The organism is Klebsiella sp. MBT K-1, from assembly GCF_002556465.1.
In the GTDB taxonomy this organism is placed as follows: Bacteria; Pseudomonadota; Gammaproteobacteria; order Enterobacterales; family Enterobacteriaceae; genus Klebsiella; species Klebsiella grimontii.
This window is the reverse complement of sequence record NZ_PDEL01000017.1, coordinates 106639-121713: the sequence shown is the minus strand read 5'-3', so window position 1 is coordinate 121713 and position 15075 is coordinate 106639. Positions and strand designations below refer to the sequence as shown.

11 protein-coding genes are annotated in these 15075 nt (G+C 57.6%); 3 read left to right on the top strand and 8 right to left on the bottom strand.

The genetic code is table 11. From position 1 onward, the window contains the following. Positions 1-2 precede the first annotated feature (2 nt). From rsmA to lptD, 4 genes are all read right to left on the bottom strand, one after another. The gene (gene rsmA / locus CMQ96_RS23260) at positions 3-824 is read right to left on the bottom strand and encodes a 16S rRNA (adenine(1518)-N(6)/adenine(1519)-N(6))-dimethyltransferase RsmA (protein ID WP_004098527.1); all 822 of its coding nucleotides are present in this window, start codon (positions 822-824) and stop codon (positions 3-5) included. Then, on the bottom strand, positions 821-1810 hold the full coding sequence (gene pdxA, locus CMQ96_RS23255) for a 4-hydroxythreonine-4-phosphate dehydrogenase PdxA (protein WP_024360290.1): 990 nt from the start codon (positions 1808-1810) through the stop codon (positions 821-823). Before pdxA ends, rsmA begins: the two co-directional genes overlap by 4 nt. A 109-nt stretch (positions 1811-1919) precedes the next feature. Continuing rightward, positions 1920-3206 carry a peptidylprolyl isomerase SurA gene (surA, locus tag CMQ96_RS23250; protein ID WP_098067387.1) on the bottom strand — a complete coding sequence of 429 codons (1287 nt, stop codon included), beginning with the start codon at positions 3204-3206 and terminating at the stop codon, positions 1920-1922. Positions 3207-3259: 53 nt separating this feature from the next. Beyond that, the gene (lptD, locus tag CMQ96_RS23245; RefSeq protein ID WP_098067386.1) at positions 3260-5602 is read right to left on the bottom strand and encodes an LPS assembly protein LptD; all 2343 of its coding nucleotides are present in this window, start codon (positions 5600-5602) and stop codon (positions 3260-3262) included. Positions 5603-5846: 244 nt separating this feature from the next. On the opposite strand from lptD, the gene djlA reads away from it, so the two are divergent. Next, positions 5847-6674 carry a co-chaperone DjlA gene (djlA, locus tag CMQ96_RS23240; RefSeq protein ID WP_024360292.1) on the top strand — a complete coding sequence of 276 codons (828 nt, stop codon included), beginning with the start codon at positions 5847-5849 and terminating at the stop codon, positions 6672-6674. A 30-nt stretch (positions 6675-6704) separates the two neighbouring features. Here djlA and CMQ96_RS23235 read toward each other — a convergent pair whose 3' ends face one another. Beyond that, the gene (locus CMQ96_RS23235) at positions 6705-7403 is read right to left on the bottom strand and encodes a response regulator (protein ID WP_098067385.1); all 699 of its coding nucleotides are present in this window, start codon (positions 7401-7403) and stop codon (positions 6705-6707) included. Then, positions 7393-9018, bottom strand: a complete 1626-nt coding sequence (locus CMQ96_RS23230) for a sensor histidine kinase (protein ID WP_004872236.1) — start codon at positions 9016-9018, stop codon at positions 7393-7395. The genes CMQ96_RS23235 and CMQ96_RS23230 overlap by 11 nt, the downstream gene beginning before the upstream one ends. 323 nt (positions 9019-9341) lie before the next feature. Here CMQ96_RS23230 and CMQ96_RS23225 point away from each other — a divergent pair, with 323 nt between their 5' ends. Together CMQ96_RS23225 and citX are read left to right on the top strand one after the other, a co-directional pair. Further along, entirely contained in the window at positions 9342-10697 is a 1356-nt protein-coding gene (locus CMQ96_RS23225) for a 2-hydroxycarboxylate transporter family protein (RefSeq protein WP_004872233.1), read from the top strand. 168 nt (positions 10698-10865) lie between these two features. Next, entirely contained in the window at positions 10866-11405 is a 540-nt protein-coding gene (gene citX, locus CMQ96_RS23220; protein ID WP_024360295.1) for a citrate lyase holo-[acyl-carrier protein] synthase, read from the top strand. Between the two features lie 81 nt (positions 11406-11486). On the opposite strand, the gene rluA is transcribed toward citX, so the two are convergent. Beyond that, positions 11487-12146, bottom strand: a complete 660-nt coding sequence (rluA, locus tag CMQ96_RS23215) for a bifunctional tRNA pseudouridine(32) synthase/23S rRNA pseudouridine(746) synthase RluA (RefSeq protein ID WP_004872228.1) — start codon at positions 12144-12146, stop codon at positions 11487-11489. A 12-nt stretch (positions 12147-12158) separates the two neighbouring features. Next, positions 12159-15065, bottom strand: coding sequence for an RNA polymerase-associated protein RapA (gene rapA, locus CMQ96_RS23210; RefSeq protein ID WP_004128858.1), 2907 nt, complete (start codon positions 15063-15065; stop codon positions 12159-12161). Between the last annotated feature and the right edge of the window lie 10 nt (positions 15066-15075).

Here is a 15075-nt window from a genome sequence, read left to right as displayed (position 1 = left end):
GGTTAGCTCTCCTTGGTGGGCGCGTTCTCAGATAACCAGTTAGCTAGCTGACAGTACTGCGCCACGGAAATATTCTCTGCGCGCTTCGCCGGGTCGATACCCAGTTCGGTCAGAACCTCAACGCTGAACAGGTTGCCGAGGCTGTTGCGGATCGTTTTCCGACGCTGGTTAAACGCTTCTGTCGTGATACGGCTCAGTACGCGTACTTCTTTCACCGGATGCGGCAGCGTGCGGTAAGGCACCAGACGCACTACGGCGGAATCGACTTTAGGCGGCGGCGTAAAGGCGCTCGGCGGCACTTCAAGCACCGGGATGATCTGGCAGTAGTACTGCGCCATTACGCTTAACCGACCATACGCCTTACTGTTCGGCCCGGCAACCAGGCGATTGACGACCTCTTTTTGCAGCATAAAGTGCATATCGGCAATGGCATCAGTATAGCTGAACAGATGGAACATCAGCGGGGTCGAGATATTGTACGGCAGGTTGCCGAAGACGCGCAGCGGCTGGCCCATGCTTTGCGACAGCTCGCCAAAGTTCATGGTCATCGCATCCTGCTGATAAATCGTCAGCTTAGGTCCGAGGAACGGATGCGTTTGCAGACGAGCGGCCAGGTCGCGGTCCAGCTCGATAACGGTGAGCTGGTCGAGGCGTTCGCCAACCGGTTCGGTCAGCGCGGCGAGGCCGGGGCCGATTTCAACAATCGCCTGACCTTTTTGTGGATTGATGGCCGAGACAATGCTGTCGATCACAAATTGATCGTTGAGAAAGTTTTGCCCGAAGCGTTTACGGGCTAAGTGGCCCTGATGGACTCGATTATTCATTGAGTATTAACAATCATTTTAATGGCGAGATTAAGCGCCGTGATAAAACTGCCGACTTCCGCTTTCCCCTGGCCCGCAAGTTCAAGCGCGGTGCCGTGGTCAACGGAAGTGCGAATAAATGGTAAACCGAGCGTAATATTCACGCCGCGGCCAAAGCCCTGGTATTTTAGCACGGGCAGGCCCTGATCGTGATACATCGCGAGCACCGCATCGGCATGGTCGAGATATTTCGGCTGAAACAGGGTATCCGCCGGCAGCGGGCCGCTGAGGTTCATGCCCTTCGCGCGCATCTCTTCGAGCACCGGAATGATGGTATCGATCTCTTCCGTACCCATATGGCCGCCTTCGCCGGCGTGCGGGTTCAGGCCGCAAACCAGCACGTGTGGGTTGCTGATGCCAAATTTGGTACGCAGATCGTGATCCAGGATGGTGATGATTTCCCGCAGCAGCTCGGGCGTAATCGCATCGCTTATTGCTTTTAACGGCAGGTGAGTGGTCACCAGCGCCACGCGCAGCGCTTCAGTCGCCAGCATCATCACCACTTTACTGGCCTGCGAGCGCTCTTCAAAGAACTCGGTATGACCGGTAAACGCGATCCCGGCATCGTTAATAATGCCTTTGTGCACCGGCCCGGTAATCAGGGCGGCGAATTCGCCGTTCAGGCAACCATCGCAGGCGCGGGCCAGCGTGTCCACCACGTAGCGGCCATTGCTGACGTTGAGCACGCCCGGTTCAACCGGCGCGTTGAGCGCGACGGGGAGAAGCGTCAGGGTGCCTGCGCGCTGTGGCGTAGCGGGGGCAGTGGGGTCGTAAGGCAGAAGCGATAAAGGAAGACCGAGCAGCTTTGCCCGGTCGGATAACAGAGCGCCATCGGCGCAGATCACCAGCTCTACCGGCCAGTCGCGCTGCGCAAGCTGCACCACGAGGTCAGGGCCAATCCCGGCGGGTTCACCGGGAGTGATAACAACTCGATTCATACACTTCATCCTTCAGGCTTCTCACTGGCTACGTTTCGTCGCCCTGGTCAGAGACCGGGGCGATTCGCCGAGCCGCCTCGATACACCCTGAGTGATGTTGTGTATGAGGCTAATGCAATTAGTTGCTCAGAATCTTCACGTAGGCGCTGGCACGCTGTTCCTGCATCCAGGTCGCCGCTTCCTCAGAGAACTTGCGGTTCATCAGCATGCGGTAAGCGCGATCCTTCTGCGCGGCGTCGGTTCTGTCGACGTTGCGGGTATCCAGCAGCTCAATCAGGTGCCAGCCGAAGGAGGAGTGAACCGGAGCGCTGGTCTGGCCTTTATTGAGGCGCAGAATGGCGTCACGGAAGGCCGGATCGAAGATATCCGGCGTCGCCCAACCTAAATCGCCGCCCTGGTTGGCAGAGCCCGGATCTTCAGAGAACTCTTTCGCCGCTTTGGCAAAGGTGGTTTTCCCGCTCTTGATGTCAGCCGCGATCTGCTCCAGCTTTGCCCGAGCCTGATCGTCGTTCATGATCGGCGACGGTTTCAGCAGGATATGGCGGGCGTGAACTTCGGTCACGGAGATGTTCTGGCTGCCGCCGCGCATATCGTTAATTTTCAGGATATGGAAGCCAACGCCGGAGCGTATCGGGCCGACGATATCGCCTTTTTTCGCGGTGCTCAGCGCCTGGGCGAAGATGCCCGGCAGTTCCTGAATCCGGCCCCAGCCCATCTGGCCGCCTTTCAGCGCCTGCTGGTCGGCAGAGTAGGTGATAGCCAGCTTGCCGAAGTCCGCGCCGCCGCGCGCCTGCTCAACCACCGAGTTCGCCTGGTCCTGAGCCTCTGCCACCTGCTCGGAAGTTGGGTTTTCCGGCAGCGGGATCAGAATGTGGCTGAGGTTCAGCTCGGTGCTGGCGTCGTTCTGATCGCCAATCTGTTTGGCCAGGGTTTCAACTTCCTGGGGCAGAACGGTAATACGACGACGAACTTCGTTGTTACGCACTTCCGAAATCAGCATCTCTTTACGAATCTGATTACGGTAGGTGCTGTAGTTGATACCGTCATAGGCCAGACGGCTGCGCATCTGATCCATGGTCATGTTGTTTTGTTTAGCAATGTTGGCGATGGCCTGGTCGAGCTGATCGTCAGAGATCTTCACGCCCATTTTCTGGCCCATCTGCAGGACAATCTGGTCCATGATCAGACGCTCAAGGATCTGATGACGCAGGGTGGCGTCATCCGGCAGCTGCTGCCCGGCCTGGCCGGCGTTAAGTTTTACCGATTGCATCAAGCCATCGACGTCGCTTTCCAGAACAACGCCATTATTGACGACAGCCGCTACTTTATCGACAACCTGTGGGGCAGCGAAACTGGTATTCGCGATCATGGCGATACCGAGAAGCAGCGTTTTCCAGTTCTTCATACTTTTTCCATTTCAATTAACCGCAATTGCGGATTACGTGTAAACCAGCCACATCACAGGGAGCTCTGGTACGGTAAAATGTTCGAACGCAGCATCTGCTGGGTGCCGAGACCGTAGTTGGAGCTCAGGCCGCGCAGCTCAATGTTAAAGCCGAAGGTGTTGTCGTATTTGCTTTCGCTGCTGCTGTTATCCCAGCCGTTGATCTTACGTTCATAGCCGACGCGGATAGCGTAGCAGCAGGAGCTATACTGAACCCCTAACATCTGGTTCGCTGACTTTCTGGTATTCGTGTCGTAGTAATACGCGCCGACGACTGCCCAACGATCGACGATTGGCCAGCTGGCGGTCATCCCCACCTGCGAGATACCATCTTTGTACTGCTTAGCGGTGGAATAAGACGGCAGGGTCGCCTGAATGTATTCCGGGCTCGCATAACGATAGTTAAGTTGTACTAAACGGTTTTCGTCGCGACGGTATTCCACGGTTCCGCTGCCGGTAGCGACGTTATCCAGACGCGTATCGTACTGAATTCCCCCGCGTAAACCCCAGTCGTCGGTGATGCGCCAGTAGGTATCGCCAGCCCATACCAGTGAACCTCGCGTGTCGTTGTTCTCCCAGTTGATGTTGTCGTCACCGGTACGCGCCTCGGTGAAATAGTAGATTTGACCAACGGAAATATTAAAACGTTCAACGGCGGCGGCATCATAAACGCGAGATGTGATGCCGGTGGAGACCTGGTTGGCGGACGCAATGCGATCGAGACCGCTGTACGAACGGTCGCGGAACAGGCCGCTGTAGTCCGATTGCAGCAGCGTTGAGTCGTAGGTGCCGATTTTGCTCTGGTCGCGATACGGGATGTACAGGTACTGCATGCGCGGTTCAAGCGTCTGGGTATAGTTCTCCTGCATATCGCGCTCGAAAACCATTTTGCCATCGACTTTAAACTGCGGCATCACGCGGTTAACGGAGTCTTTATAATCGGTACCGTTGGCCGCGTTGTAGTCATCAAGGTTGCTTTGCTGGTAATGGGTTGCCAGCAGTTTTGCCTCGGTATTGATGCTTCCCCAACCGTTAGACAGCGGCAGGTTGATAGTTGGCTCGAAGTGAACGCGTGTCGCTTCCGGCATTCTGCTGTTCGAGTTAACAAAATGCACCGCCTGGCCATAAAGATGGGTATCAAACGGGCCGACATCGTTCTGGTAGTAGTTCACGTCCAGCTGCGGCTCGGCGGAATAGGCATTGCTTGAGTCGCGGTTAAAGACCTGGAACTGCTTGGTCGATACGGTGGCATCAAAGTTCTGATTAGCGTAACCGGCGCTGAGCTTCTGCGTGGCGTAGCCGTCGGTACTGGAACCGTATTTCGAGCTGAAGTCGTTAAAGTAGTCCGGGTCGCTGACTTTGGTGTAGTCGGCGTTGAAGCGCCACACTTGGTCTACGACGCCCGAATGGTTCCAGTAGAACAGCCAGCGGCGGCTATTGCTGTCGCCTGAGTGATCGTCCTGGTAAATTTTATCCGAAGGCAGGTAGTCGAACTCAATTAAGCCGGTTCCTGCTTTGGTCAGATAGCGGAATTCGTTCTCCCACATGACGCCGCCGCGCTTGCTCATATAGTGCGGGGTCAGCGTGGCGTCGAAGTTCGGAGCGATGTTCCAGTAGTAAGGAAGATAGAACTCTGCGCCGTTTTTGGTGCTGTATTTGGCGTTGGGGATCAGGAAGCCCGAACGACGCTTGTCGCCCACCGGCAGCTGCAGGTAGGGACTGTAAAAAATCGGTACGGAACCGAGCTTGAAGCGAGCGTTCCAGATCTCAGCGACCTGTTCTTCGCGGTCGTGGATAACTTCACTGCCGACCACGCTCCAGGTGTCAGAGCCGGGCAGACACGAGGTGAAGCTGCCGTTTTCTAAAATGGTGTAGCGGTTTTCGCCGCGCTGTTTCATCAGGTCAGCGGTACCGCGCCCCTGACGGCCAACCATTTGGTAATCGCCCTGCCAGACGTTGGTATCTTTGGTGTTCAGATTCGACCAGGCTTTCGGCCCTTTGAGGATCACCTGATTGTCGTCATAGTGAACGTTGCCGAGGGCATCAACCGTACGCACCGGCTGCGGCTGGCTGTCGGCCTGCTGCTGGTGAAGCTGAACTTCATCGGCCTGCAGTCGGCTGTTCCCCTGATTGATATCAACGTTGCCGGTAAATACGGCGTTATCAGGATAGTTGCCTTTCGCATGATCGGCATCGATCGTCACCGGCAGGTCGTTGGGTTTCCCTTCAACCAAAGGACGATTGTAGCTTGGTACGCCAAGCATACACTGCGTGGCGAGATCGGCAGCGAGGCCCTGTTGGCTATACAAGGCGCTGGCAATCATAGTGGCCAGGAGGCTGGGAATACGTTTTTTCATACGTTGTATTTGTTGTTCCGTCATCGTGTGGCAGCGGCTTGCAAACGGTCAGAGCCTAACGTACTCGTCTAAATCGCGCTAGTGTTAATCCTGCCCGTTTACTTCCCGAGCGTTAGGCACTGTGTAGAATGACGAGTATGATAAAGCAAATTATAGGCTATGTCCCACAATTGACCGAGGCGTAAACGCTTTGTAACGTGCGGTCAGATATAGCTTAACTGGCGGCAGAGAGATTGGGGAGTCTATGCAGTATTTGGGTAAAATAATTGGCGTTGCGGTTGCGTTGATGATGGGGGGCGGCTTCTGGGGCGTGGTGCTGGGGTTCTTAGTCGGGCATATGTTTGATCGTGCGCGCAGTCGCCGGCTGAATGTCTTCGCCAACCAGCAGGAGCGTCAGTCGCTGTTCTTCTCCACCACTTTTGAAGTGATGGGGCATCTGACCAAATCGAAAGGACGCGTCACCGAAGCCGATATTCATGTCGCCAATTTGCTGATGGATCGCATGAGTCTGCACGGCGAAGCGCGAACCGCGGCGCAGCACGCGTTTCGGGTAGGGAAATCAGATGATTACCCGCTGCGTGAGAAAATGCGCCAGCTGCGCAGCGTCTGTTTTGGGCGTTTTGATTTAATTCGGATGTTTCTGGAAATTCAGCTGCAGGCGGCTTTCGCCGACGGCGAACTGCATCCCAACGAACGCGACGTGCTGTTTGTGATTGCCGATGAGCTGGGCATCTCCCGCGCTCAGTTCGAGCAGTTCCTGCGCATGATGCAAGGCGGGGCGCAGTTTGGCGGCGGTTCGCAGCAGCAATCTTACGGGCAGCGCGGCGGTAACGCCGGCTGGCAGCAGGCGCAGCGCGGGCCAACCCTGGAAGACGCCTGCAATGTGCTGGGGGTTAAAGCGACCGACGATGCCGCCACCGTCAAGCGCGCCTATCGTAAGCTGATGAGCGAGCACCATCCGGATAAGCTGGTGGCGAAAGGGCTACCGCCGGAAATGATGGAGATGGCTAAGCAGAAAGCGCAGGAGATCCAGAAAGCCTGGGAGCTGATTAAAGAGCAGCGCGGCTTCTAAACGACCGGCCTCTCCCGAACGGGAGAGGCGTCACGATGCGCTGTCGGCGCGGCGGTACATGCGCCGCGGATGGCCTATCTTGCCGTACAGCATTTCCACCTGCAGAAAACCGATTTCCACGCAGTGCTCCAGATAGCGCCGGGCCGTGGTTTTGCTCAATCCAGCCTCGCTCACCACGTCATCCACCGAAAAGCAGCGTTCATCTTCGCCGGTAAACAGACTCTGCACCAGCGCCAGCGTTTTTTCTTCAATACCTTTACTGCCGCTATCGGCTCGGTAGTTTTTAGCCTGCAGCTGATACAGCGAATCCACGTTCTGCTGGTCGACAATCTTCCATTCGCGCTGCTGGTCGTAGAACTGTACGAACCGTTCAAGGGACTGGCTCAGGCGCTTCCACGACACCGGTTTGAGAATGTAGTCGAAGGCGCCGTTGCGAATTGCCTGGCTACAGGTTTCCATATCGCTGGCGGCGGTGATAAAGATCACCGAGCAGCCAGCGTGGCCCATAATAGGGTCGTTCATCAAGGTGACCCCTTTGCCGTCCGGCAGGTAGTTATCCAGCAGCACCAGCTGCGGCGGCCTGGCGTTGAGTATCTGCCGCGCCTGGGCGAGAGAAGCCGCCGTGCCCGCCAGCCGCATACGCGGATGTTTCTGGATAAGCTCGGCGTGCAGCCGCGCCAGTTCGCTTTCATCTTCAACGATCAGAACATCGACCAGGTCATGATGCATAGTGCTTCTCTTCTTGCGGATGGGCTGGCCCGTCGGCGGGAATAAACAGCGTGAAAATCGCCCCGCGCGGCGCGTTGTCGGCCACTTCAATCGTGCCGCCAGCCTGGGTGACATAGCGTTCAATAAGATACAGTCCTATACCGTGATCGCCGCGAGTTTTGGTGGTGACGCCGCGCTCAAAGATATGCTCGCGGATCTCCGGGCGAATACCGACGCCGCGATCGGCGACTTCAATCATTAATTCCCGGGCGTTGAGCTGAATCAGGATCTCGACCGGTTCGTGCGGCAGTTCGGCGCGCTGGGTGGCCTCAATGGCGTTATCCAGCAGATTACCGATGATAGAGATAAGCTCGGACTCCATCAACGACGGCAGCGGACGGTCGATGCGGCAGGCCGGGTCAAAGCTCAGTTCGACCCCTTTTTCCCGCGCGCGGGCGGCTTTGCCCAGCAGCAGGCCGCACAGCGTCGGCGAATTAAAGTGCGATGAGATAAAGTCCAGTAGCTCCTGGGCATGCTCCGACTGCGCCTGAATATAGCGAATCGCCTCATCATAGTGGCCCATATGCAGCAGGCCGGACAGGGTGGTCATCCGATTGAGCTGTTCATGGCGCATGATGCGCAGATTATCGACGTAGCGTTTCACCTGGCTGAGCTGGGCGCTCAGCGAGTTGATTTCATCGCGGTCGCGGAAGGTGATCACCCAGCCCTGGAGCGAATTCTCCAGCATGATACGCACCCGGCTGGCGAGCACGGTAAGCTGATTAAAACGGCATAGCTCATCGTGGGTATCGTTTTCGAGCATCTCACCGCTGGCGAAAAACGGCTGCGGGGTAATGACGCTATCGATCGACTTACCGCGCAGCTGGTGCGCGGGCTGGCTCAGTCCGAGCAGGCTGCGGGCGGCGTGGTTTATCACTTCGATACGCCGGTGATGGTCAATCACGATCACCCCTTCGTATATCGACTCCATCATCGCTTTTTGCTGACGCACCAGCAGGCCGATTTCGCGCGGCTCCAGCGAGAAAATTTGCTTTTTAATGCTGCGGGTGAAGTACCAGGAGAAGATAAACAGTGCGATAAGCAGCAGCACCGCGGCGACGAAGATGTTGATGACTTTTTCCAGCGTGATGCTGTCGAGATAGCTGGTGAGATAGCCGACGGAGACAATACCGACCACCCGGCCGGCGTCATTGAAAATCGGCGCTTTGCTGCGCAGGGAAATACCGAGCCCCCCTTTACGGATAGTGGTCGTGCTTTGCCCCTCGAGCACCGGCTGGTTATCGCCGCCAACCAGTCGCGTGCCGACCCACTCCGGGTGTACCGAGTGAAACAGATGCACGCCCCGCTTGTCGCCAATAACAATAAAGCTGGCGTCGCTGTGGGCGGCGATATTTTGCATAAAAGGCTTTATCGCCTGCGCATCTTCACGCGTCACCTGCTGACGTAAATTAGGCATCAGCGCGATTTCTTCCGCCTGTATTCTCGCGCGGGCGCTCATTTCCTGATAAAGCTGATGGCTGGCGTCGAAATAGTAATAGACTCCCAGGAGCGCGAACAGCACTGAGAAAAAAGCGACCAGCGAAATGAACAGCTTAAACTGAAATGAAACCTTCATAAGTATAATGCACAGTATCAGGGATGCGGCAGCGTATCATTTTTTCGCTACCGGCATCGTGGCTGAGGGGGACCGGTGGACGTCCACGCGGGCGTCAGGGAACCACAATTATCCGCTGGCGGGGAATTTATCAAGGTTAATCAGGCGCTGGATTTAAAAACCTTAAAAACCACGGCTATAAATCAGAGCGGTTTCACAATAATAATAGAAACCATAAAAACCATAGTGACCATTAAAACTTCGTTTTTAATCTGCCGATCCTCACATTAACTCTGTGCATGGCCCTCTAACCTGAAAAATAATAATAACCAGAGGGCTTAATTATGAGCACCACAGACAATGCATTCCCTGCAACCATCGACCCTATTAATACGCCAAAAGCGCCGCTTAAGCAGCGTTGGTGGCATATCCTCGATAACTGGAAAGTCGGTATTATCCCGCTGCCGCTCTTCCTGCTGGCCGGCGGCCTGATCGCGCTGGACTGTCTGGGCGGCAAGCTGCCGAGCGATATCGTCGTGATGGTGGCGACGCTGGCCTTTTTCGGCTTTGCCTGCGGCGAATTCGGTAAGCGCCTGCCGATACTCGGTAAACTCGGCGCGGCGGCCATCTGCGCGACCTTTATTCCTTCTGCGCTGGTTCACTACGGCCTGCTGCCGGATGTGGTGGTGGAGTCGACTACCAAATTCTATAAGTCGACCAACATTCTTTACCTTTATATCTGCTGCATTATCGTCGGCAGCATTATGAGCATGAACCGTACCACGCTGATTCAGGGCTTTATGCGGATTTTCTTCCCGATGCTGTGCGGAGAAATCGTCGGTATGGTGGTCGGCGTCGGCGTGGGTACCGCCCTGGGGCTGGAGCCGTTTCAGGTGTTTTTCTTTATCGTCCTGCCAATCATGGCCGGCGGCGTCGGCGAGGGGGCGATTCCGCTGTCGATTGGCTACGCCGCGCTGATGCATATGGATCAGGGCGTTGCGCTCGGTCGCGTGCTGCCGATGGTGATGTTGGGCAGCCTGACGGCGATTGTGATCGCCGGCGGTTTAAACCAGCTGGGCAAGCGTTTCCCGCATTTGACCGGCGAGGGGCAGCTGATGCCGAACCGCCGCAACGAGACGCACCGCGAAACGCCCGCCGAGGGCAAAATGGACGTGACGACGCTGGCCTCCGGCGCGCTGCTGGCGGTGCTGCTCTATATGCTGGGTATGCTTGGCCAGAAGACCATCGGCCTGCCCGCGCCGGTGGGAATGCTGTTTCTCGCGGTGCTGCTTAAGCTGGTAAACGGCGTCTCTCCGCGTCTGCAGGAGGGCTCGCAGATGGTATATAAGTTCTTCCGCACGGCGGTGACCTATCCGATTCTGTTTGCCGTCGGCGTGGCGATCACGCCGTGGCAGGAGCTGGTCAACGCCTTTACCCTTACCAATTTGCTGGTGATTATCAGCACCGTATCGGCGCTGGTGGCGACCGGCTTCCTGGTCGGCAAAAAGATTGGCATGCACCCGATTGACGTGGCGATTGTCTCCTGCTGCCAGAGCGGGCAGGGCGGCACCGGCGATGTGGCGATTCTGACTTCCGGCAACCGCATGAACCTGATGCCGTTCGCCCAGATCGCAACAAGAATCGGCGGCGCGATTAATGTATCGCTGGGATTGCTGTTCCTCAGTCACTTTCTGGCGTGATTTAACTTTTATATAACAGCTAAGTCTGCTTTTTCGTGCTAAATAGCGCAGAAAATTTCTGCGCCCCGTCTCCAAAACAGGGATCGTTTAGCGATACAATCAGCGCCATTATTCGCGACCGCGACGGCAGCCTGTCCGCTGCCTTTTATTAAGTGAGGAGAGAAACAAATGTCAGTGGATACTCTCGCCCGTGAGGGCGTAAGCATGGAAGCGCTGCTGGCGGCGAAAGAGCAGCGTTCGGCTCGCCAGGCCGACTGGTTAGCCCATTATCAACGGCCGCTGATTTCGCTGACCCTGGTGACGCCGGGCGCGGTGAAAGACAGCATTCGCTACCGTAATATGATGGGCGTGGCGCTGCAGGCCTGCGATCAGATGCTGTGGAAACATCGCTGGCAGACGCTGGATCGCCAGGTGCTGTGGCTGCCGACCGGGCCGGAAGCGCTGTGGTGCGTCGATCACGCCGCCAGCGAAATCAAAGCCTTCTGTACCGACCTTGAGCATACTCACCCGCTGGGCCGCCTGTGGGATATTGATGTGATTTGCCCGAAGAATGGCCTGGTGGGCCGTCAGTCTATGGGGGAGAACCAGCGCCGCTGCCTGCTGTGCGACGAGCCCGCGCATGCCTGCGCCCGCAGCCGCCGTCATGATACCGGGGAGGTTGTTGCCCGCGTCGAGCAGATGATTGATGCGTGGTTTGCCCGCGACTAACGCCTGTTTCCCGTTGCGATGATGAGCGACGGATAGCCCGGGTGAGCCGCTGGCGGCACGACCCGGGACAGAGATAAGCGATCAGAAGTCGATCGGCGCGCGGAAGGTCATCGAATTACCGAAAGCGGGATGGGTGATGGTCAGCGTTTCGGCGTGCAGTAGCAGACGCGGCGCCATCGCCAGCGCTTCCGGCGACGCATAAAAGCGGTCGCCGAGAATCGGATGGCCCAGCGCCAGCATATGCACGCGCAGCTGATGCGAACGCCCGGTAATCGGCTTCAGGCGTACGCGGGCGGTGTTGTCCGCCGCGAACTCCAGCACTTCATACTCGGTTTGCGCCGCTTTGCCGGTTTCGTAACACACCTTCTGCTTTGGCCGGTTCGGCCAGTCGCAAATCAGCGGTAAATCCACCAGACCTTCCGCTTTTTCCGGATGCCCCCAGACGCGGGCGACGTACTGCTTTTTCGGCTCGCGTTCGCGGAACTGCCGCTTTAGCTCGCGCTCTGCCGCTTTGGTCAGGGCCACCACAATCACGCCGCTGGTCGCCATATCCAGTCGGTGTACCGACTCGGCCTGCGGAAAGTCGCGCTGAATGCGCGTCATCACGCTGTCTTTGTGCTCAGCAAGCCGCCCCGGCACGGACAACAGGCCGCTCGGCTTGTTGACCACCATAATGTGCTCATCCTGGTAAAGAATAACCAGCCAGGGATCCTGCGGCGGATTGTAGTTTTCCATCGCCATATTCGCGTTCCGTTACTGGTGGGTGACGACGATTAAGCGCAGCGCATCAAGACGCCAGCCTGCCTGAGCCAGCGCGTCCATCACCTGCTGACGGTTGCTCTCGATAGCTGCCAGTTCATCATCGCGGATGTTCGGGTTCACGGCGCGCAGCGCTTCAAGGCGCGACAGCTCGGCCGTCAGCTTGTCGTCGGCTTCTTTACGCGCGGCGTCGATCAGCGCCTGGGCCGCTTTGGCGACCTGGCCTTCGCCCTGCTGTAAAATCGCGTGGACGTCCTGCTGGACGGCGTTAACCAGCTTGCTGCCGGTGTGGCGGTTAACCGCGCTCAGCTGACGGTTAAAGCTTTCGAACTCCACCTGACCGGCGAGGTTGTTGCCGTTTTTGTCGAGCAGCATACGCACCGGCGTCGGCGGCAGGAAGCGGTTGAGCTGCAGATGCTTCGGCGCCTGTGCTTCAACGACGTAAATCAGCTCCAGCAGCAGGGTTCCCACCGGCAGCGCTTTGTTCTTCAGCAGCGAAATGGTGCTGCTGCCGGTATCGCCGGAGAGGATCAGATCCAGACCGTTGATAATCAGCGGATGCTCCCAGGTGATGAACTGTGCGTCTTCGCGGGACAGGGCGACATCACGCTCAAAGGTAATAGTGCAGCCATCTTCCGGCAGACCCGGGAAATCCGGAACCAGCATATGGTCGGAGGGGGTCAGGACAATCAGGTTTTCACCGCGATCGTCCTGGTTGATGCCGACGATATCAAACAGGTTCATGGAGAAGGCGATCAGGCTGGTGTCGTCATCCTGTTCTTCAATGCTTTCCGCAAGCTGCTGGGCTTTTTCACCGCCGTTGGAGTGGATCTCCAGCAGGCGGTCGCGGCCCTGCTCCAGCTGCGCTTTCAGCGCGTCATGCTGCTGGCGGCAGGCTTTGATCAGCTCGTCGAAGCCGTCGGTATTTTCCGGGGCGGCGAGATAGTTAATCAGTTCGTTATGCACACTGTCGTAAACGGTACGGCCGGTCGGGCAGGTATGCTCGAACGCGTCCAGACCTTCGTGATACCAGCGTACCAGCACCGACTGGGCGGTTCTCTCCAGATAGGGAACGTGGATCTGAATATCGTGAGCCTGGCCGATACGGTCAAGACGGCCGATACGCTGCTCCAGCAGATCCGGGTTGAACGGCAGATCGAACATCACCAGATTGCTGGCGAACTGGAAGTTACGGCCTTCGGAGCCGATTTCAGAACACAGCAGCACCTGCGCGCCGGTATCTTCTTCGGCAAACCAGGCGGCGGCGCGGTCGCGTTCAATAATCGACATCCCTTCGTGGAACACCGCCGCGCGAATGCCTTCGCGCTCGCGCAGGACCTGCTCCAGCTGCAGCGCGGTGGCCGCTTTGGCGCAGATGACCAGCACTTTTTGCGAACGGTGGCTGGTGAGATGGCCCATCAGCCACTCAACGCGCGGGTCGAAGTTCCACCAGGTGCCGGTGTCGCCTTCAAACTCTTGATAAATCTGCTCCGGATAGAGCATATCGCGGGCGCGCTCTTCGGCGGTTTTACGGGCGCCCATAATCCCGGAAACCTTGATAGCCGTCTGGTACTGGGTCGGCAGCGGCAGGCGAATCGTGTGCAGCTCGCGTTTCGGGAAGCCTTTCACGCCGTTACGCGTGTTGCGGAACAGTACGCGGCTGGTGCCGTGACGGTCCATCAGCATGGAGACCAGCTCCTGGCGGGCGGCCTGGGCATCATCGCGATCGCTGTTGGCCGCCTGCAAGAGCGGTTCGATATCCTGTTCGCCGATCAGATCGCTCAGCGCGTTCAGCTCGGCGTCGTTCAGCTTATTCCCGGCCAGCAGCAGGGCGACGGCGTCGGCAACCGGACGGTAGTTCTGCTGTTCTTCAACAAACTGAGCGAAATCATGGAAACGGTTAGGGTCGAGCAGGCGCAGGCGGGCGAAGTGGCTCTCCATCCCGAGCTGTTCCGGCGTCGCGGTGAGCAGCAGAATGCCCGGCACGCGCTCGGCCAGCTGTTCAATAGCCTGATATTCGCGGCTTGGCGCGTCTTCGCTCCACACCAGATGGTGCGCTTCATCGACGACCATCAGGTCCCATTCGGCATCGCACAGGTGCTCCAGGCGCTGCTTGCTGCGGCGCACGAAGTCCAGCGAGCAGATAACCAGCTGTTCGGTTTCGAACGGGTTAATGGCGTCGTGCTGCGCTTCGGCGTAGCGCTCATCGTCAAACAGCGAAAAGCGCAGGTTAAAGCGGCGCAGCATTTCCACCAGCCACTGGTGCTGCAGAGTTTCCGGAACGACGATCAGAACGCGTTCGGCAGCGCCGGAGAGCAGTTGCTGATGCAGGATCATCCCGGCTTCAATGGTTTTACCTAAACCCACTTCGTCCGCCAGCAGGACGCGCGGCGCGTGGCGGCGGCCAACGTCGTGAGCGATATTCAGCTGATGCGGGATCAGGCTGGTGCGCTGGCCGCGCAGGCCGCTCCACGGCATGCGGTACTGTTCGCTCTGAAATTTGCGCGCGCGATAGCGCAGGGCGAAACGGTCCATGCGGTCGATCTGCCCGGCGAACAGACGGTCCTGCGGTTTGCTGAAGACCAGTTTGCTGTCGAGCAGCACTTCACGCAGGGTGACGTTGGCTTCCTGGGTATCGAGGCGGGTACCGGTGTAGGCCAGCAGACCGTTCTCTTCATTAACTTCGTCAACCTGGAGCTGCCAGCCTTCATGGCTGGTGATGGTATCGCCCGGGTTGAACATCACGCGGGTGATCGGGGAGTCGTTGCGTGCGTACAGACGGTTTTCGCCGATGGCGGGGAAAAGCAGAGTCACCATGCGCGCGTCCAGCGCAACGACCGTCCCTAATCCCAGTTCGCTCTCTGTGTCGCTAATCCAGCGTTGACCAAGTGTAAAAGGCATATATGTTCGG

What these genes read in the sequence shown, in the direction of transcription:
- CMQ96_RS23230 (WP_004872236.1), bottom strand. Translation starts at nt 9,018, where the DNA reads ATGAAGGTTTCATTTCAGTTTAAGCTGTTCATTTCGCTGGTCGCTTTT.
- CMQ96_RS23225 (WP_004872233.1), top strand. Translation starts at nt 9,342, where the DNA reads ATGAGCACCACAGACAATGCATTCCCTGCAACCATCGACCCTATTAAT.
- rluA (WP_004872228.1), bottom strand. Translation starts at nt 12,146, where the DNA reads ATGGCGATGGAAAACTACAATCCGCCGCAGGATCCCTGGCTGGTTATT.
- citX (WP_024360295.1), top strand. Translation starts at nt 10,866, where the DNA reads ATGTCAGTGGATACTCTCGCCCGTGAGGGCGTAAGCATGGAAGCGCTG.
- lptD (WP_098067386.1), bottom strand. Translation starts at nt 5,602, where the DNA reads ATGAAAAAACGTATTCCCAGCCTCCTGGCCACTATGATTGCCAGCGCC.
- pdxA (WP_024360290.1), bottom strand. Translation starts at nt 1,810, where the DNA reads ATGAAGTGTATGAATCGAGTTGTTATCACTCCCGGTGAACCCGCCGGG.
- rapA (WP_004128858.1), bottom strand. Translation starts at nt 15,065, where the DNA reads ATGCCTTTTACACTTGGTCAACGCTGGATTAGCGACACAGAGAGCGAA.
- rsmA (WP_004098527.1), bottom strand. Translation starts at nt 824, where the DNA reads ATGAATAATCGAGTCCATCAGGGCCACTTAGCCCGTAAACGCTTCGGG.
- surA (WP_098067387.1), bottom strand. Translation starts at nt 3,206, where the DNA reads ATGAAGAACTGGAAAACGCTGCTTCTCGGTATCGCCATGATCGCGAAT.
- djlA (WP_024360292.1), top strand. Translation starts at nt 5,847, where the DNA reads ATGCAGTATTTGGGTAAAATAATTGGCGTTGCGGTTGCGTTGATGATG.
- CMQ96_RS23235 (WP_098067385.1), bottom strand. Translation starts at nt 7,403, where the DNA reads ATGCATCATGACCTGGTCGATGTTCTGATCGTTGAAGATGAAAGCGAA.